This window comes from Bacillus sp. SW14 (genome assembly GCF_047608225.1).
GTDB lineage: Bacteria > Bacillota > Bacilli > Bacillales > Bacillaceae > Bacillus > Bacillus subtilis_G.
Genome location: NZ_JBLKRW010000001.1, coordinates 2,118,797 through 2,137,812, shown reverse-complemented (window position 1 = coordinate 2,137,812; position 19,016 = coordinate 2,118,797). Strand labels below are relative to the sequence as shown.

16 protein-coding genes are annotated in these 19,016 nt (G+C 43.1%); 3 read left to right on the top strand and 13 right to left on the bottom strand.

What is annotated here, in order from left to right; all coding sequences use genetic code 11:
- Positions 1-17 precede the first annotated feature (17 nt).
- Entirely contained in the window at positions 18-1,355 is a 1,338-nt protein-coding gene (locus ACMX2I_RS11415; protein WP_202327489.1) for a sodium-dependent transporter, read from the bottom strand.
- A 231-nt stretch (positions 1,356-1,586) separates the two neighbouring features.
- Here ACMX2I_RS11415 and ACMX2I_RS11410 point away from each other — a divergent pair, with 231 nt between their 5' ends.
- A complete protein-coding gene (locus tag ACMX2I_RS11410; RefSeq protein WP_414956990.1) occupies positions 1,587-2,549 on the top strand; it encodes a bile acid:sodium symporter family transporter in 963 nt (320 codons plus the stop codon).
- Between the two features lie 50 nt (positions 2,550-2,599).
- Here ACMX2I_RS11410 and odhB read toward each other — a convergent pair whose 3' ends face one another.
- The 8 genes from odhB to cdaS all read right to left on the bottom strand — a co-directional run bounded on the left by odhB (position 2,600) and on the right by cdaS (position 14,197).
- Positions 2,600-3,844 (bottom strand): 2-oxoglutarate dehydrogenase complex dihydrolipoyllysine-residue succinyltransferase, encoded by a 1,245-nt coding sequence (gene odhB, locus ACMX2I_RS11405; protein WP_087993847.1) that lies wholly within the window; start codon positions 3,842-3,844, stop codon positions 2,600-2,602.
- A 15-nt stretch (positions 3,845-3,859) separates the two neighbouring features.
- A complete protein-coding gene (gene sucA, locus ACMX2I_RS11400) occupies positions 3,860-6,694 on the bottom strand; it encodes a 2-oxoglutarate dehydrogenase E1 component (RefSeq protein ID WP_414956989.1) in 2,835 nt (944 codons plus the stop codon).
- A gap of 228 nt (positions 6,695-6,922) precedes the next feature.
- On the bottom strand, positions 6,923-8,839 hold the full coding sequence (locus ACMX2I_RS11395; RefSeq protein ID WP_414956988.1) for a vWA domain-containing protein: 1,917 nt from the start codon (positions 8,837-8,839) through the stop codon (positions 6,923-6,925).
- Between the two features lie 10 nt (positions 8,840-8,849).
- Positions 8,850-9,764 carry an AAA family ATPase gene (locus ACMX2I_RS11390; protein ID WP_394716166.1) on the bottom strand — a complete coding sequence of 305 codons (915 nt, stop codon included), beginning with the start codon at positions 9,762-9,764 and terminating at the stop codon, positions 8,850-8,852.
- Positions 9,765-9,827: 63 nt separating this feature from the next.
- Positions 9,828-10,418 (bottom strand): superoxide dismutase family protein, encoded by a 591-nt coding sequence (locus ACMX2I_RS11385; protein ID WP_414956987.1) that lies wholly within the window; start codon positions 10,416-10,418, stop codon positions 9,828-9,830.
- Positions 10,419-10,511: 93 nt separating this feature from the next.
- On the bottom strand, positions 10,512-11,747 hold the full coding sequence (locus tag ACMX2I_RS11380) for a LysM peptidoglycan-binding domain-containing protein (protein WP_414956986.1): 1,236 nt from the start codon (positions 11,745-11,747) through the stop codon (positions 10,512-10,514).
- Positions 11,748-12,130: 383 nt separating this feature from the next.
- A complete protein-coding gene (locus ACMX2I_RS11375; protein WP_414956985.1) occupies positions 12,131-13,348 on the bottom strand; it encodes a macrolide family glycosyltransferase in 1,218 nt (405 codons plus the stop codon).
- 234 nt (positions 13,349-13,582) lie between these two features.
- Positions 13,583-14,197, bottom strand: a complete 615-nt coding sequence (gene cdaS, locus ACMX2I_RS11370) for a sporulation-specific diadenylate cyclase CdaS (protein ID WP_148961585.1) — start codon at positions 14,195-14,197, stop codon at positions 13,583-13,585.
- 276 nt (positions 14,198-14,473) lie between these two features.
- On the opposite strand from cdaS, the gene ACMX2I_RS11365 reads away from it, so the two are divergent.
- On the top strand, positions 14,474-15,832 hold the full coding sequence (locus tag ACMX2I_RS11365; protein ID WP_414956983.1) for an MATE family efflux transporter: 1,359 nt from the start codon (positions 14,474-14,476) through the stop codon (positions 15,830-15,832).
- A 14-nt stretch (positions 15,833-15,846) separates the two neighbouring features.
- Positions 15,847-16,695 (top strand): RsbT co-antagonist RsbRC, encoded by an 849-nt coding sequence (gene rsbRC / locus ACMX2I_RS11360; RefSeq protein WP_087990420.1) that lies wholly within the window; start codon positions 15,847-15,849, stop codon positions 16,693-16,695.
- Positions 16,696-16,720: 25 nt separating this feature from the next.
- Here rsbRC and bshB2 read toward each other — a convergent pair whose 3' ends face one another.
- From bshB2 to rarD, 4 genes are all read right to left on the bottom strand, one after another.
- The gene (gene bshB2 / locus ACMX2I_RS11355; RefSeq protein ID WP_087990421.1) at positions 16,721-17,386 is read right to left on the bottom strand and encodes a bacillithiol biosynthesis deacetylase BshB2; all 666 of its coding nucleotides are present in this window, start codon (positions 17,384-17,386) and stop codon (positions 16,721-16,723) included.
- Positions 17,387-17,404: 18 nt separating this feature from the next.
- Positions 17,405-17,755 carry a YojF family protein gene (locus tag ACMX2I_RS11350; protein WP_148961582.1) on the bottom strand — a complete coding sequence of 117 codons (351 nt, stop codon included), beginning with the start codon at positions 17,753-17,755 and terminating at the stop codon, positions 17,405-17,407.
- Positions 17,752-18,030 carry a hypothetical protein gene (locus ACMX2I_RS11345; protein ID WP_414956982.1) on the bottom strand — a complete coding sequence of 93 codons (279 nt, stop codon included), beginning with the start codon at positions 18,028-18,030 and terminating at the stop codon, positions 17,752-17,754. Before ACMX2I_RS11345 ends, ACMX2I_RS11350 begins: the two co-directional genes overlap by 4 nt.
- Positions 18,031-18,105: 75 nt before the next feature.
- Entirely contained in the window at positions 18,106-19,002 is an 897-nt protein-coding gene (gene rarD / locus ACMX2I_RS11340) for an EamA family transporter RarD (protein ID WP_414956981.1), read from the bottom strand.
- Positions 19,003-19,016: the final 14 nt, after the last annotated feature.

The following is a 19,016-nucleotide window of genomic DNA, read 5'->3' as shown; positions in this document are numbered from 1 at the left end:
CCTGGGGGCTTCGTGTTTTAAAAAATGCCTAACACATGCAAAAATACGATGATGATGGCAACAGGAGATAGATAACGAATGAGCAGCAGCCAAACTGCAAACCACTTTCGTTTAAGGTTGGAACCGCTTTTCAGCTCGTCAAACAAATCCTGTTTCGGTATTTTTAACGGGACAAATATAGAAATCAATAACGCGCCTAACGGCATTAAAATATTGCTCACAAGATAGTCGGCCGCATCAAAAATGGACAAGTGAAAAATAGTAACGTCACTTAATACACCGTATGATAGTGCAGACGGCACACCGACAATAAAAATAGCAATTCCGCCTAACCAAGCGAATCGTTTTCTCTTATTGACATCGCCTTTAGAAAGCACTGCGACCAAAATTTCCAGCATTGAAAAAGCGGATGTCAGTGCCGCGAATAAAAATAGAATTAAAAATGCTAATAAAAAGATAATTCCGAACGGCATTTGATTAAACACAGTCGGCAGCACGTTAAATAACAAAACCGGCCCTTGGTCTGGTTTGAGGCCGAATGAAAATACAGCTGGAAAAATCGCAATTCCGGCCATTACAGCAACAAGCATGTTCAATACCGTTACTGATACAGCAGATTGCACAAGATTTTCCTGTTTCTCTAAATAAGAGCTATACGTTACCATGACAGATACGCCGACACTTAATAAGAAAAAGGATTGGCCCATCGCATATAAAATCGTATTCGCGTCAATTGCTGTTATGTCGGGCATCAGGAAAAACTTGAGCCCTTCCATGGCGCCATCAAGTGTAACGGAACGCACCATTAATATGACAAATAATATAAAAAGCGCCGGCATTAACACTTGGCTGGCTTTTTCAATTCCGCTGCTTACCCCTTTGGCAACAACTAAAATGGTGATCACCATAAAGAGCAGCTGGCCTCCTACAGCTAAATAAGGATTTGAAATTGTACTTGCAAATATCGTATCAAAACCAGATGTTTGCGATAATCCGCCAGTGAAGCCTTTTGTAATATAAATTAAAATCCATCCGCCGACAACGCTGTAGAAAGATAAAAGAATAAAACACGTCGCCATGCCTAAATAACCGATCCAATGCCACTTCGTTCCCGGAGCAAGTGTTTTATAGGATTGAACGGCATCTTTCTGTGTTTTTCTGCCTATGATGAATTCACCAAACAATAAAGGCAGTCCGATTAAAACCGTAAATAAAATAAAAATAAGTAAAAATGCGCCTCCTCCGCCGGTTCCCGCTACATATGGAAATTTCCATATCGCGCCAAGCCCGATAGCTGATCCTGCCGCGGCCAAAATAAAGCCGAGCTTCGAAGACCATTGATTCGCTTCCTTCACCCTATCACTCCTAATTTTATCAAACCATTATAAAGATTCATTGTAAGAATATCTTCCTATATAGTCAAGAACATTTTCATTAGTTTACATAATATATTTATCGTCATCTATAAAAAGACATTCCAACTACTGATATTGAATTATTCAGAAAATTAATTATAATAAGAGGATGTTGAAAATCCGTCCAGAATTTTTGCTGAAGTTCTTGATCAATATGTAAGGAGTGTTTTTATGGGTATTATTAGAAAAGTAAGTCATTTCGCGGGACAAACCTTCGGCATATGGGTCATTGTTTTTGCCGTGCTGGGATTTTCTTTCCCGTCTTTTTTTACATGGATCAGTTCTTATATTACGATTCTTCTTGGCATTATCATGTTTGGAATGGGGCTTACACTGCAAGCCGATGATTTCAAAGAGCTGCTCAGAAAACCTTGGCATGTCATGGTTGGGGTGGTTATACAGTATACCATCATGCCGCTTATTGCTTTCGGCCTGGCAGTTGGACTGCATCTTCCAGCAGAAATCGCAGTGGGTGTTATTCTTGTCGGCTGCTGTCCTGGCGGCACAGCCTCTAATGTCATGACTTTTTTAGCAAAAGGAAATGCGGCCCTTTCTGTTGCTGTTACAACAATTTCTACCTTGTTGGCACCTGTTTTAACACCGGTTTTGATTATGCTGTTTGCCAAGGAGTGGCTTCCTGTCTCACCGGGGTCTTTGTTTATTTCAATCTTGCAGGCTGTGTTATTTCCGATCATTGCAGGCGTGATCGTCAAAATGTTTTTCAGAAAACAAGTGGCAAAAGCCGTACATGCCCTTCCGCTTGTTTCTGTCATTGGCATCGTTGCGATTGTCTCAGCTGTCGTCAGCGGCAACCGGGAAAATCTGCTTCAATCAGGGCTGCTCATTTTTTCTGTTGTCATGCTGCATAACGGTATCGGTTATGTGCTTGGATTTCTTTGCGCAAAGCTGTTAAAAATGGATTATCCATCTCAAAAAGCGATTGCAATCGAAGTCGGCATGCAAAATTCAGGACTTGGAGCGGCACTTGCCACGGCTCATTTCGCACCGCTATCAGCCGTACCTAGCGCGATGTTCAGTGTATGGCATAACCTTTCAGGTTCCATGCTTGCAACGTACTGGTCAAAAAAAGCGAAAAAGAAACAAACAGCATCTAGCAGCAATCTGTCTCTTTAAATACAGATGAAAAAAAGGTACATCACGATGAAGTGATGTACCTTCTTTTATTATCCCTCTAATAAAAGCTGTTCAGGATCTTCCAGTAGATTTTTAATTGTCACTAGGAAACCAACCGCTTCTTTACCGTCTACAATCCGGTGATCGTAAGATAAAGCGATATACATCATCGGACGGTTTTCGAAACGCTCTTCATCAATTGCGACAGGTCGCAGCTGAATCTTATGCATGCCCAGTATACCGACTTGAGGGCTGTTTAAAATCGGAGTCGACATCAGTGAACCGAAAGTACCTCCGTTTGTAATGGTGAAAGAGCCCCCCTGAAGCTCGCTAAGGGTTAATTTATTATTTCTTGCTTTTTTCGCAAGCTCGCCGATTTCTTTCTCGATTCCTGCAAATGTCAGGCGGTCCGCATCCCGTACAACCGGAACGACAAGGCCTTCATTAGCCGCAACAGCAATCCCGATATCATAGAACTTCTTAACGATCAGCTCATCGCCTTGAATTTCCGCGTTCAGCAGCGGATATTTTTTCAGCGCAGCGACAACCGCTTTGGTGAAGAAAGACATAAAGCCGAGTTTCACTTCATTTTGCTCAAAGAATTGATCTTTGCGGCGTTTTCTGAGATTCATGACAGCCGTCATGTCTACTTCATTAAATGTAGTCAGCATTGCGGATGTTTGCTGTACCTCTACAAGGCGTTTTGCAATCGTTTGTCTGCGGCGTGACATTTTTTGCACATCGACAGGTTTGTCAAAGCTTTGCTGTGCTTTTTGAGCCTGAGGCTGCTGTTTTTGCTGAGAAGCCGGTTTTGATGCCGGTTTTTCGTAAGCTTCGACATCCTGCTTGCGCACTCTTCCAAGCGGATCTCCCGTTGGAACCTGAGACAGGTCAATGCCTTTTTCTCTTGCCAGCTTACGGGCTGAAGGAGAAGCGATCGTTCTTGACTTTGCTTCGGTTTGCGCTTCCTCGCTCACCTCTTGCGCCGCTGGTTCAGCCTGCTTCTCTTCTTCCTTGCTTTCAGCTTTCTCTGAAGGAGCAGGGGCAGAACTTTCACCCGCGCCTTCTGAAATCGTACCGATAATTTCTCCGACCTGGACGGTATCACCCGAATCTTTCAATACCTCTTGAAGTACACCCGATTCTTCTGCTGTCAATTCAACATTTACTTTATCCGTTTCTAGTTCAAGCAGATATTCACCCTGTTCTACATAATCACCAGGCTGCTTTAACCATTGGGCTATTGTTCCTTCTGAGATTGATTCTGCTAATTCAGGTACCTTAATTTCCGCCATTTTTTCATTTCCCCCTTAGTTTTTGCGAGTCAAGCTATCAGATACAATACGTTCCTGTTCTTTTTTATGAACTGTCGGATCTCCCTCTGCAGGGCTGGATCGTCTTCTTCGTCCAATATATTGAACGCTTACTCCCTTTGGTGCAATTTCTGTCAAATACGGGCTGATATAACTCCAAGCCCCCATGTTCTGCGGTTCTTCCTGCACCCAAACGATTTCTTTCAGGTTCGGAAGTTTTGCAAGTAATTCTTTGACTCCTTTTGCCGGGAATGGATACAGCTGTTCAATTCTCGCAATGTGAAGCCATTCTTTACCGTCTTCTAACTTATTAAAATGGTCGCTGATGTCTATGGACACTTTACCGCTAGATAATACAAGTCTGGTTACTTTTTCATAGTCATGAGAAAGTCCGGACTGTTCGTAAACAGGCTGGAAGCGGCTTTCGCTGAGCTCCTGCACTTCGGAAACTGTATTCGGATTACGAAGAAGGCTTTTCGGCGTCATAATAACGAGCGGTCTGATTTCTTCACGAAGCAGCATTTTAGCCTGTCTTCTAAGTATATGGAAATATTGTCCGGCGCTTGTCAGGTTGGCAACCGTCCAGTTGTTTTCCGCGGCAAGCTGCAGGAACCGTTCGATTCTTCCGCTTGAGTGCTCAGGCCCCTGTCCTTCGTAACCGTGCGGAAGCAGCATGACTAATCCGGATTTTTGACCCCATTTCGCGCGGCCGGCCGAAATGAATTGGTCAAAATACACTTGAGCAGCGTTGGCAAAATCTCCATACTGCGCTTCCCATAATACAAGCGTCTCCGGTGAATGCACGTTATAGCCGTATTCAAAGCCGAGAACCGATCCTTCAGACAGCGGGCTGTTATGAACTGCAAAAGATGTACCACAGTCTGATAAGTTATGAAGCGGCACAAACTCTTCACCCGTCTCACTGTCATGAAGCACTAGGTTTCTTTGGGCAAACGTTCCTCGCTCGGAATCCTGCCCTGTTAAACGAATCGGTGTTCCGTCTTTCAAAATTGAAGCAAACGCGAGTGATTCAGCCAAAGACCATTCCACTTTTCTGTCATCATCGAACGCCTTGGCGCGTCTTTCTAAAATGCGCTTAAGCTTGCCGAAAACGTTAAATGACTCCGGCCAGTTGACCAATTCGCCATTCAGCTTGCGGAGCACATCAAAATCAATGGATGTGTCCACATCAGGAAAACCGTTTGAAACAGGCTCTGGAAGTTCAATCTCACAGGCGGTTTGTTCCTTTTTAGCCGGCACTTTCTGATAAGCATCCTCAATACGCTTCGTTACTGATTTTTCGATGTTTTGTACAACATCATTGTCAAGCACGCCTTCATTCACAAGCTTTTCGGCGAAAATTTGTTTGACAGTCTGATGTTTTCTGACAGCATCATACAGCATCGGCTGAGTAGTTGATGGCTCATCCATTTCGTTGTGCCCATAACGTCTGTACCCGATCAAGTCAATCAGAAAGTCCTTGTTGAATGTTTTTCGGTATTCCACCGCAAACTTAACAGCTGAAAGACAGGCTTCAGGATCGTCCGCATTAACGTGGACAATTGGGATTTCATAGCCCTTGGCCAGGTCACTGGCATATTTTGTTGATCTTGATTCAGCGCTTTCTGTCGTGAATCCGATCATGTTATTGGCGATAATATGAATCGCACCGCCTACTTGATACCCTTTTAAAGAGCTTAAATTCAATGTTTCAGCGACAATTCCTTCCCCAGGGAATGCTGCGTCTCCATGAATTAAAATGGCAAGCGATTTTGTTTCGTCTTGAATCGGATATCCGCTTTGTGTTCTCGTTTCCTGTGCCGCTCTTGTGCTGCCTTCAACAATCGGATTGATAAATTCCAAGTGGCTCGGGTTGTTTGCTAACGTAATGCGCGCTGATTTTGTTGCAGCGTCTTGAAGCTCCCGATTCGCCCCCAGATGGTATTTGACATCGCCTGTCCATCCGTAGCTGATTCCGATTGACCCCTCAGACGGGACAAGATCTTTGTTCGGCGCATGCTGAAATTCGGAGAAAATGATTTCATACGGTTTACCGAGCACATGTGCCAAGACATTCAGGCGCCCCCTGTGCGCCATCCCGATGTTGACACTCGTCGTTCCTGATTTGACAGATTGTGCAATAATGTCATCCAGCACTGGAACAAGAGCGTCCAAACCCTCAATGGAAAAGCGCTTCTGTCCGACGAATGTGCGGTGCAAAAACTGCTCGAAACCCTCTACTTCTGTCAGTCTTTCCAGCACAGCCGACAGCTTTTCAGCTGAGTTCTTCTGGAACAGCTCACCGGATTCAATCATCTTTGTCAGCCACTCGCGCTCTTTGAAGTCATGTACATGGTCAAATTCAAATGAGATGGTTCTTTTATACGTATTTCGTAAATACTGAATGGCTTCTAAACCGTTCGTAATGTTTTTAGGAGCGTCTTTGCAAATCACTGACGCAGGTATTGCTTTTATTTCCTCTTCTGTTAGCCCGTAATCGGATAATGGAAAGAGTTCACTCTTTTTCCCATCCTTTCTGAGCGGATTGACGGAAGCGTTTAAATGGCCATAGGTTCGGATATCTTCTGCAAGTCTGACTGCGGCTGCGATCTTTTGAATCAGATCGGCTGTAACACGTCCCTTTTCTTCTGTTCCCGAGGCCTCTTTTATATCGTTTGGCGGAGCACCAAGCTCGTCGAACATTTCCTTTAGATCCGGATCAATGCTGTTCGGATCCTGGGTATACTGATCGTAAAGCTCCAGCGCATAGCCGAGGTTCGGACCGTAAAAATCTTCCCAATTCATTCGTTGTTTCATACTATTTTGAAACATTTGAATATTACCCCCAACTTAGATAATCAAGTGATTGATTCACTATCTTAAAATAACTTTCGAACGCTGTGTCCAAAATTATGTAATAAAAACGCTTCCAACGATATTTTACCACTGTTTGCAATTTGATTCTACCTTGATTGTTCACAAAATAGTAAAAATCCTTTATAAAAAACCAAAAATTTAATCATTTGAAAAAAGAAACACCAAAAAGCATAGGATCAAGAGCTATCCTATGCTTTTATGGAGCAGTTTTTTCAGCAGCGGATACAGAACATCCGGGAGCTGATCGACATCCGGGACAAATATACTGAATTTTCCGTACATATCCTGAATGGTCTTCATTTGTGATTCTTCTATTTCTGTGTTGGAGAGAAAAACATTTATGACTTCTATCCCTCTTTTTCGCGCTTCAATCACCGCTTCACTAGTATCGACAATTCCGTTTTGTTCATAGCCAAACGCGGCCGGCTCTCCATCCGAGAAAACAATCAAGAACTTTTGAGACTCGCTGCGCTGCAGCATTTTTTTCGTCATCTGCCGGATCGCATAGCCGTCACGGTTATCTTCCTCAGGCTCAAGCTGCAAAATTGCCGGCCCTTCCTCTTGTCTTAATGATGTTTGAAACGGAATAACCGTATTGAAATAGTTTGGCTGGCTTGTTTCAGACGCATCATTTGTGTCCTCCCAAAAACCGACAATCTGATGCGGAACCGCTACGGATTTTAACGCTTCGTGAAACAGCACGATTCCCCGCTTTGTCTCGTCCATTTTGTCGAACATGCTGGCTGAACAGTCGACCAGCAACGTGAAAACTGCGTCAATTTCTGAAGAAGGTTCTTGCTTTTTGTAGAAAAGACGCGGATTTCGCTCAGTAAAGTAACGGAGAAGCTTATTGTTCAGCCTTCCGGCATGAAGGTCTGTTCTCGGCAATGTTTTTTTATGCTCCAGCGTTTTTTGAATCATTTGTTTCAAACGCTTTTGATACGATTCAATCGTTTTTGCCTGCTGTTTATAAGAAATCCCTTCTTCAATGGTTGCCGGCTGCGGTTCTTTGTAAATCGGAAATGCGTATTTATTTTCTTTGCCGTCAGCCGTGCCCGCTCCGTTCGGCTGGTCTTTCTGGGACTCCAGCGCTTCCAGTTGGGAATAGTCTTTCCGTTTTGTTTGTCTGGCTGATCCTTGGACAGATCCAAGGGCTTGATCTCCATCGTCGCCTTCTCTTGAAGCATCTTTTCCTAAATCTGATTTAGCGCCATGTTCAATATCAAATTGAAGGAAGCTTTTAGATGGGGCTTCTGTTTCCCGGTGCCACGTCGGCATTTCTTCTTCATGAATATCCTCATCACCGTTTGACTTTTTCGGAAGCGTGATGGCATCACTCAGCTTAGGCGCTTTTTTCTCTTCCTCAAATAACGGCTGTTCTGCAGCTATTGCGTAATCAAGCTCAGGCAAAAAGAAGTAGGTGTTCAACATGTCTTTATCGAGCACCTCTTCAAGCCCGTCCATGAGGTTTTCAACAATTTTCATAACCTGCCGTGTCGAATCTGCTTCATACACGCGCAGGAGCTGCTGCTCAATAAACGGGCGCATCAGATCGATATCTTCACGCATGGACGGAAGGGTTTCGAGCGGTGATTTCGCTGTTAGCTTGACATAGATCGCGCAAAAGAGGGCATCCGTAAAAATGCTTCGTTCCAAATTCAAGGTCAGCTGGGTGGAGAAGTGTTTTCTGTACATATCTTTTCGCTTTGCAAATACATGTTTCGTACCCGGACGCTCGTGTTTGATGCATTCTTCAATTCTGATGTCCTCAAGCAGCATAAACAGCTGCTTAGCAAAGCTTTTGAACGTCAGATGCTGATGAATATCATCCAAAAAGTTCGCAAACTCTTGCAGCGAGCTATATCTCGTTCCGACCGAACGCAGGTAGACGTCGCTTTTCAGACCCGCTTCCATGTCCTCAGCTGCCCTGTCTTTCCAAAAATGACTCATATAAATTTTCTTTTCAAATGGATTGTAATACGACTGGACGCCATACTCCACTTCTACCGCTTCACTCTTGGTGAGTGTTTTGGCCAAATCAGTGAGCATCATAAATAAAAACGAATCAATTGTGCTGTCGTTAAATTTGATAAATTTCATCGCAGCTCCCTCATTCAAACAGAGTTTCTGCGATATTTCGGACGGCCGCCTTTTCCCGGTCATCATCAAGCTTCTCTACAATTCCCCGCTCAATGGCGCGGCGCGGCGGAATATAAGCCGCTAAATCACATGTATCAATTAACGCTCTGATGGATGCAGCTTCTTCAGATACCTGTCCGTTATTGGCCTGGACGATCAGGTCAGAAGAAAGCGTGATAAACCGGTCAATCAATTTCTCATCTTTCAGAGCTGACTGAGACGTGAGCACTTGTTTCAACAGCTCGCCTTTAATATAAGGAACGTCAATGATGACAAAACGGTTTTTCAAAGCTTCATTCAGCGGAACAGTTCCAACATAGCCTTCATTGATGGCTGCAATGACTCCGAAGCCGCCTTTAGCCCGTATGACCTCGCCCGTAAACGGATTTGTCATCATTTTTCTGTAATCTAATACACCGTTTAATATGGGAAGTGTTTCGGGCTTTGCCATATTGATTTCATCTATATAAAGAAAATGGCCTTCTTTCATGGCTTTTGTGACAGGCCCAGAAACAAACTCGATCGTTGCCTGGCCAGATTGATTTTCAATCGTTTTATACCCGACTAAGGCTTCAGCGTCCAAGTCCACTGAACAGTTGACACTGTGCATCGGTTTATGAAAATAGCTGGACAATGTTTCTGCCAGCTTTGTTTTCCCTGAACCTGTAGGCCCTTTCAGCAGGACATTTTTCTCCATGGCTAATGCGATGATGGCGTCGAATAAAATCGCTTCATCCTCCGCCTCATAGCCTGACGTCCCGATGAGCGACTGAAACTCTTGGGAAATCGGCTGGTCTTTATATAATAAAAGCTTTTTTTGTATCTCTTCCGGCAATGTTAAGTGCTGTAATTGAGTTGTCATAGTCAGATTCCCTTTCCTATTCATATTCCATTAACGAGTATACTAAAAAAGCCCCTGTATGCTCAATACAAAAGGGCTTGGATGATTTTACTGTTTCTCGTTATGGCCGGAAAGGGCTCCACAGACGATACGCGCACCTGAATTTCCGCTTGGATTCGTCAAATAATCGTCGGCATGTTCATGAATAATAAACGCACTCCCATCATGATCGAGAATATTTAGCTTACTTCCTTTTTTCAGTGAGGTGTCCGGCGCATTCATAATGACATCTACTTTTCCATCGGCACCGACTTCAAGGTTCGGCAGATCTCCGGCATGATACCCCATCGGATTGTTGAAGCCGTGTTCTTTATTCAGCGGATTAAAGTGGCCTCCCGCTGATTCAAAATCCGGCCTGACACATGAACCTTTCTCATGAATATGAAAACCGAGTGAAGTGCCGGGGCGCAGGCTGTTTGCGGAAATGTGAATATCGAGTCCTTCGTCATCTGATTCTTTGATTTCTATAAAACCGACTGCTTTGCCTTCTCGATTAACCAGCTGGACATGATGACCAAACGCTGACGTTTCAATCACTTCTTTTTCCGGCACCCGCTTAGGAGGGTCTTGAGGGTTTTTTTGTCCGCATCCCGCAACTCCCAGTGCCGTCAGCATCATAAACAGCAAGAGACGGTGCATACTGTCTCCCCCTTGTTTTTTCTAACAGTGTGGTCAATCATTGTCTGATCTAAACAAAAAAGCCTATAAAAAGGCTTTTTTTCATACTCATTTTTAAAAATAGCTTCTTGCGCCCAAGTAGCGCTGTTTCCAATATGAATTGCTGAGATTGGAAATGTCGACGCCCGATGAGCTTGCATGAATAAAGTCTCCGCCGCCCAGGTAAATCCCCATATGAGAAGGACCGGATTTATATGTGGTAAAGAAGACAAAATCGCCTACTGACGGCTGGCTGACTTGTTGCATCACATTCCAATAGCCTGCCGTACTTAATCTTGATACCGATGATACTTTATTAATGAGGTAATAAATATAACCGCTGCAATCAAAACCGGCAGGCGTGTTTCCTCCCCAGCGGTATGGCACCCCGACATATTTTTTCGCTTCTGTTATCATTCTGTCAATCTTCGAGCCTATTTGAATGTTTGATCCCGAATTGTCTTTTGGCTTTGTCTGATTTGAATTGTCAGGTTTTGATGCTCCCGAAATCGTCAGAACCTGCCCGATTTGCAGAACATCAGATAATAAATTGTTTTTATCACGGATGCTTTGCACAGTAACTCCGAGCTGATTCGCGATTTTCCACAGCGAATCGCCTGCTTTCACCTTGTATGTAGCTGCTTTTGGAGAATTGGAGTTTGACGGCTTCTTGGGAACGCTGCTTCCGCTGTCAGATGAACTGTTCCCTTTTATTTTGAGTACCTGTTTAGGGTACAACGTATCTGATGTTAAGCCATTTAAGGTTTTTAATTCGGCTACTGTCATATGTAAGCTGTTAGCGATTTTCCACAGTGAGTCACCAAGCTTAACTGTATATGTACTTTTTGACGGGCCTGAAGAATTGGAACCGCTGTTTTTTTTCGATCCGTTTGAGCCGCTTGAACTGCTTGTCCCTCTGATCTTAAGCTTCTGTCCGGGCCGAATGAGGTCACTTGTCAGGCTGTTTATACTTTTAAGCTCTGAAACACTCATTTTATGATTTTTAGCAATCATCCATAACGAATCACCAAAGGCAACTGTGTAAGTTGACGTTTTGCTCGAGTGTGATGGGGATGTCGCGCTTTTTTTGCTGCTCTTAGGAATCTTAAGGCTTTGTCCGGCATAAATCACTGTTGATTTCAATTTGTTTTCGGATTTCAGAGCTGATATTGTCGTATCGTACTGGCGGGAAAGTTTCCAAAGAGAGTCACCGTTTTTCACTTTAATCGTTTTTGCTTCCGCGGGTGCTGCGGCCATCGATGACCCAACAACTGCGGAAACAGCCAAGCCGGCTACAATCTTCTTTTTCATTCATTCAACCTCCTAAACTGTTTATGCGCAAAAAACAGCTAGTATTTTCTTTCCAAAAATGGCACACATCAGTTTTATCGTCACTTTTTTCAGCAAGTTAAACCCTTTTCAAACAATTGGCAGCAATTTCAGCATCGTTCGACCTTTACACTTTCAAACAAACACCTAATATTTTACTTTAGTTGCATCTGCTTTTCGAAAGTCTAAGGAACTATTTAAGCGAGGGGTATAAATGATGGTTTTCTATTGGTGAATGGAGCAGATTTTCCTCCTTTCTTGTCTGTTTTTCCTATCAATTCTCTATCGGCTTGTCAAATCCCTTCCTCTGCATTCTCAGGAAAAAATAAAAAGCCTGTTCTTTTAATAAGAACAGGCTTTTTATACTATGCGTTAGCTGATTGCGTTTTGTGTTTCACAAATTGAAGAATACTGTCGGCCGCTTTTTTAGAACCGCCTGCCGCTTTGAGTGATTGTCCAATTTCTTTTGCCTTTTCAGCATACACAGGATTATTCATCACTTCTTGAATCGTTTCTTTCAGAAGGCTTTCAGATAATTGTTCTTTTTTCAGCACTTTTCCTGCGCCGACTTTTTCCACTTGGTTTCCGACGGCAAATTGGTCAGCTCCCATCGGAATGACAACGAGCGGGGTTTCAAAATACAAACCTTCACTTGTGCTGTTCATTCCGCCGTGGGTTACAAATAAGCTGGCTCTTTTCAGGATCTCAAGCTGAGGGACATACGGGCGTACAATGAAATTCTTCGGAATGTCGTTTAATTCACTTGTTTTAATATGCTTGCCGATGGAAAGCACGACTTTACCGTCAAAGTCTTTACATACCTTAAGGCATTGATTAAAAAACTGCTTTTGATTGTTAAAAATGGTTCCCATTGAAATTAACAGCACGTTTTCATTGTCAATCTGATCAAATGGGAAATCATTGTTTCCGGCTCTTTCCGTAATTGAAGGACCGACAAATACATAACGATCGCCAAATTGCTCAGCCAGTGGCTGAAATTCCGTTGATGTGAAGACAATTGTCAAGTCCCCATCTGCTAAAAAAACGTCAAATGGCTTCTTGATCTCTGCTTGAAAATCAGCATTTAATGTTTCTGCAAGCTGCTGATAAGATTCATAATGGGGAGAATCTTCAAGTGACTCTTTCATGTACGCTCCCATCATTTGCTTAGCAAATTCCTCATTCATTGCAAAGGTTGTACACAATGAAAATTTCGGCAGCTTCAGCAAGTTGGCAATGATTTTACCGGCGAGGAGATGGTGATCATATATGACATAGTCATACGATTCATGTTTGACTTCATCATAAATATGAGTGACGATATCAATACTGCCTTTCAAAAAGGCGCAGGTCATTTCTGTGAAATCTCTTTCTTCATCTCCGATTGCGTTTTTTCCGAAGTAATCTTCCCGAAAATCATGGTACTCACGAAACTCAACATCAAGCGCCGCAATTTTTTCTTTGTATTCCTTTACTGCATAGTAAGTGATATGTTCTCCCCGGGATTTCAGCTCCTTCATTACACCGATAGACGGATTTATATGCCCTTCACCGGGAAAACCGATCATTAATACATTAGCCATGCGGCAACACCCTTCCTTTAAAATGTGTATCATATTTTTTATACGATACTACAAATACAAAATCAGGTAAAGTGTTTAACCTAATTAATATTAATCATATATAACTTTTCTACCAGTTTATATTTTCTACCTTCAAGAAAAAAGCATTCAGCTTGAAGTGAATGCTTTAAAAAAGGTCCGAATTCAGTCATATTGACTCACAGTAGGATGCATCATCAGGCCCTTTTATTTATTTTACGTTCTTGGCGAAATTAACGGATATAATACACCGTCTTTGGCAAACGACATCTTCCCTGTCTCTTCTGAAACAACGAGCACAAGCGCATCCGTATACCCCGACATTCCAAGAGCCGCGCGGTGCCTGGTTCCCAGATGGACATCCACTTCCTTTGTTGTCAGCGGGAGCACATTAGCTGCTGACACAAGTTTGTTTTCCCTCACTAATAAAGCGCCGTCATGAAGAGGATTTCCGGGATAAAAGATACTCTCAATTAAGGAAGCGCTGATCTCTGCATAAAGGGAAGTTCCTTTTTGAATAAAATGTTCAACCGGGTCCGCTCTTTCAATGACAATTAAAGCACCGTGCTTATGTTCCGATAAGGCTTTAATCGCCTTGGCCAGCTCGATAAATGCCGGCGTAAATTGCTCAATGTATGATTGCAAATAAAAGGATGATGCGATGCCCTGCATATCCTGAAAAATGTGTCCCAATTCATCCAATTCACAAAGAAGGCACTGATCTTTTTCGTGAAGTGTTTTTAAAATGAGCGACGCTTCAACTAATATTTCCTCTAAGTATACTTGTATTTTTCCCTTAAATGCATTTTCCGGCATGTGTTCATAACGCATAGACCCTTCATCTCCTTTTCAAATTTCCACCTTTTCACGCATGCTTATCTTATTGATGCACATTCTATTGGTAAAGGAGGGATGTAAAGAATGGAAATCGAAAGAATCATTCAGTATATTTGCACCTTTTTAGGCGTGATTTCGCTTTCTTTTATTTATGCCCAAATGTTTAGAAAAACGAAGCCGTCAAAAAAAGAATAGGTCCGGCGTTCATTGCTTTTTATACATAAAATGTTATAATTTCTCTCGTTATGAAAAAGAAACGGAGATCAATGTATGAAAGAAACTCTAAACGCACGGCAAAAGACCAAACAGCTTTTGCACATTTTCATTCCCATATTCATTACCCAGGTGGGGCTTTCTCTTATGACTTTTTTAGATACGGTGATGTCAGGGAAAGTCAGCCCCGCTGATTTAGCCGGCGTCGCCATTGGCTCAAGTTTTTGGACTCCTGTTTATACAGGACTTGCAGGTATTTTAATGGCGGTTACGCCGATTGTCGCTCAGTTATTAGGCGCTGAAAAAAAACAGAAGATTCCTTTTACTGTTTTACAGGCTGTATATGTGGCTGCGCTTCTTAGCATCGCCGTTTTAGCGATTGGGTATGCTGCAGTTGACCTTATTCTTGGCCGCTTACACCTTGAGGCTCAAGTGCATGAGGTTGCCAAACATTTTTTAGGCTTTTTATCACTGGGAATTCTCCCTTTATTTGTTTACACCGTTTTGAGATCATTCATTGACTCATTAGGGAAAACAAGAGTCACAATGATGATTACACTCAGTTCTCTTCCGATCAATTTTGTATTGAATTACATATTCATCTTCGGGAAATTTGGGCTGCCGGCACTTGGCGGCGCCGGCGCCGGACTAGCGTCCGCGCTTACATATTGGTGTATCTGCATCATCAGCTTCTTCATTATTCATAAAACCGCGCCGTTTTCCGAATATGGAGTTTTCCTTACTATGTATACATTCTCTTGGAAAGCATGCAAAAATCTGCTCAAAATCGGTCTGCCTATTGGATTCGCCGTGTTTTTTGAAACAAGCATTTTCGCAGCTGTCACGCTTCTGATGAGCCATTTTCATACAGTGACCATCGCGTCCCACCAGGCAGCCATGAACTTTGCTTCGCTTTTATATATGCTGCCGCTCAGCGTGTCCATGGCTTTAACGATTGTTGTCGGCTTTGAAGCCGGTGCAGCCCGTTTTAAGGATGCACGCTCATATAGCTTGATCGGCATCATGATGGCGATCGGCTTTTCTTTATTGACTGGAGCCTGTATCCTTTTATTCAAAGAGCAAATTGCCGGCTTGTACACGTCTGACCCCGATGTACTCCGGCTGACACAGCACTTTTTAATTTATGCACTGTTTTTTCAGCTTTCCGATGCTGTTGCCGCACCGATCCAGGGTGCGCTCAGGGGGTATAAAGATGTGAACTATACGCTTGCGGCCGCTTTTGTTTCTTACTGGGTCATTGGCCTACCTGTCGGTTATACGGTCGGTACGTTTACAAACCTTGGCGCATTCGGCTATTGGATCGGGTTAATTGCAGGACTCGCCGCCGGAGCAGTTGGACTGTTTTTCAGGCTGGTTAACCTGCAAAAACGTTATTCACAAAAACAATACATTTAAAAGAGGTGATATACATGGCAAAAAACATGAAATTATACGAATATCTTTCTCAGCATGCGGAGACGATCAGTTCAATGTGGTATGAAACCATTGAGGAGACTGATCCAAACTCCATATATGCATCAGCAGACCCTGATGTCATTCAGAATTTAAAGAGCCAGAATCTTGCCTTCAACTATAAGATAAACCGTATATTTATAGATGATGAAGAGGTGTACCTGCCTATACTGAAAGAATGGGCTTTTGAAGTAACACAGGATCACGAGCATTTAAAGACTCCTATCCACTATATTATCCGGGAGTTTGTCAGAGTGAGAGATTTATATGTTTCCTATGTGAAAGAATTTGTCCATATCAATCAGGACACTGTGAAAGGCGAAGAAGCTGAAGACCTGTATCATTCCCTTATAAAAGCGTTTGATCTTGTGATTCATATTTTTATAGAAGAAATGTACAAAAACACAAGCCTCCAGCTTCAGGCTCAAAAAGACATGATTACGGAATTGAGCGCGCCGGTCATCGTGCTTTTTCACAGCGTCGGGCTTCTGCCTTTAATCGGAGATATTGATACTGTCCGCGCAAAACTGATTATGGAAAACACCCTGCATCAATGTGCGGAGAAAAAGGTGACGCAGCTGTATATTGATTTATCAGGGGTAGCTGTTATTGATACAATGGTTGCCCACCAGCTGTTCAGTCTGATTGAGGCGCTGCGCTTAATCGGCGTATCATCAACTTTGTCGGGAATCCGTCCGGAAATTGCGCAAACCGCGGTTCAGCTAGGTTTGTCTTTCGAAGATATTTCTTTGAGATCAACCCTCGCGCAAGCGATTGCATCGGACTTAAAACTAAAAAAGGTATAAGGCTTAAGGCCTTATACCTTTTTGATTAATCATTCCATTGATACGTCCAATATACTTCTTCTTCAAACCATGTTGCCATAACAGGTTCATTGTTTTTTAATTTTTCTTCAAGCTCTCTAAGCATGCCTTCTGTTTGAGTTCGGTGAGCTCTTAACGCATTCAATTTAATATCAGCTACTTCTTTGATATCAAGTACGACATCAGCTTCGCCGAGAACTTCTTCTCTATTGCGTGTAATCGCCATGCAGAGTGTGCGCGGACGGTCTTCTTTCTTTTTGCGGTACAATGCACGAATGACCGCTTCCCCGCATGCATCATGGTCAGGGTGCACACCGTGTTCAGGATAAAAAGTGACAATTAAACTTGGTTTTACATCATCTATGATCCCTTCCATGATATCAGCTAAATACTCATCGTCCTCAAATTCGAGCGTTTTGTCACGGAGCCCAAGCATCCGAAGGTCATTGATATCCATTTCTTTGCAAGCGTTAATGAGCTCTTGTTTTCTTAGCAGCGGTAACGTCTCCCGATTCGCGAAAAATGGATCGCCCATATTTCTGCCCATTTCACCTAAAGTGGCGCACGCGTACGTAACGGGAATGTCTTTTTTTCTGTTTAAGGCAATCAGGCCTGCCACTCCGTATGATTCGTCATCAGGGTGAGGCAGGATTACAAGTACGTGTTCTTTCATTATTTTTCACCCTTTTCTTTAAACTGTGAACGGTTTTTCACTGATTTGCAGAGAAATAGCCAGTTTACCGCCCGGCAGGTGTCCCGCCATTAATAAACGGTTTTCTTCATCTACAGTGTATTCAGTCAAGCCTTCAGCATAAATCCAGCCTTCTTCTGTTTTTAAGCCAATACGGTAAGGTCCGCTGCCTTTGATTTTTGCCTGATGATAGGTGACTTTTGCATTGCGGATATATGCAACAACCGTCATGTTTTTTTCATTTAAGTGCGCTGAATAAGAACCGGTTGTGGTTTCTAAATGGATATATACAGGGCGGTCCGCATATCGTTCTAAAGATGCTTGCACATCTTCTTTTATGATTGCTTTCATGATTGCTCCCCTCTTTCTTCTTTTAAATGCTCTGCACGTTCTGTATGTAATTTGATCAGCTGATATTTCACAGCCGGTTCGAGCTGTGAGTTCACAATGCGCTGGATCGCAGCATAAAATTTTTCGAGCATCGGTTTCCGGAGTCTCGGATGTGTTCGTTTATCCAAGAGCTCTAGGTCAATCGCCTCTGCTACAGCTTCTGGGGGATCACTTGCGAGAGATCGGTTGTTCCAAAGTGAAGCGTAGGCTTTCACTATCTCTTTATCATTGTCCATCGTCTCGCTCCTTTATGTCTTACATACATGAAATGATTATACATAATATATGCTTCAGCTGAAAAGCCAAAGGCCTCAATGGCTTTTTGATGCCCGTTTCCAATTTATTTGTGAAAACGTAAACAAGAGCAAAGCAGCCCATATACAGCTGAATGTAAAAGCCTTCGAAATTGAAAACGGCTCATGATAAACAAACAGCCCGATCAGCAAGGTAATGGTCGGTGCGATATATTGTAAGATGCCGACTTGGTACAGCGGCAGCCGTTTAGCTCCTTCCGCAAACAATAATAGCGGCAAAGCCGTAAACACACCGGCAAAAAAGAGAAGCATCCAAGTCCCGCCGCTTCCCGCACCCGCGGGATGGATATGGCCGCTCAGCAGCAAATACCCCAAAGCAATCGGCATAATCATGAATGTTTCCAGCGTTAAACCAATAGCGCTTGACAGGCTTGTTCTTTTTTTGCTGAACCCGTACAGCCCGAAGCTGAATGCGAGCAGAAGCGCAACATAAGGAATGGAGCCGTATTGGAATGCTGAGATGATAACGCCGGCCGCTGCAATCGAAACCGCCATCAGTTGCAGGCGATTCAGCTTTTCCTTTAAAAATAAAATACCGAGGAGCACGGATACAAGCGGATTAATGTAATAGCCAAGACTAGCCTCAAGCAAAAAGCCATGGTTGACGGCCCATATGTATACAAACCAGTTAATCGAAATCAGGATGGAAGCGAGAAATAAAGAAAGGATGCCGCCCTTGTTTTTCAAAGTGCGCAGCTCCTGCCACCCCGTTTTCCATTGACGCAGGAAAAAAAGCACGATACACATAAAAACAAAAGACCATATGATACGGTGAGCCAAAATATCAAGTGCCGGCAGCTGTTCGAGAAGCTTCCAATAAAGCGGAAACAGCCCCCACATGATAAAGGAAACGGATGTGAAGAGAACACCTTTTTTAGTTTCTGAATATTGCATTGATATCCCTGCCT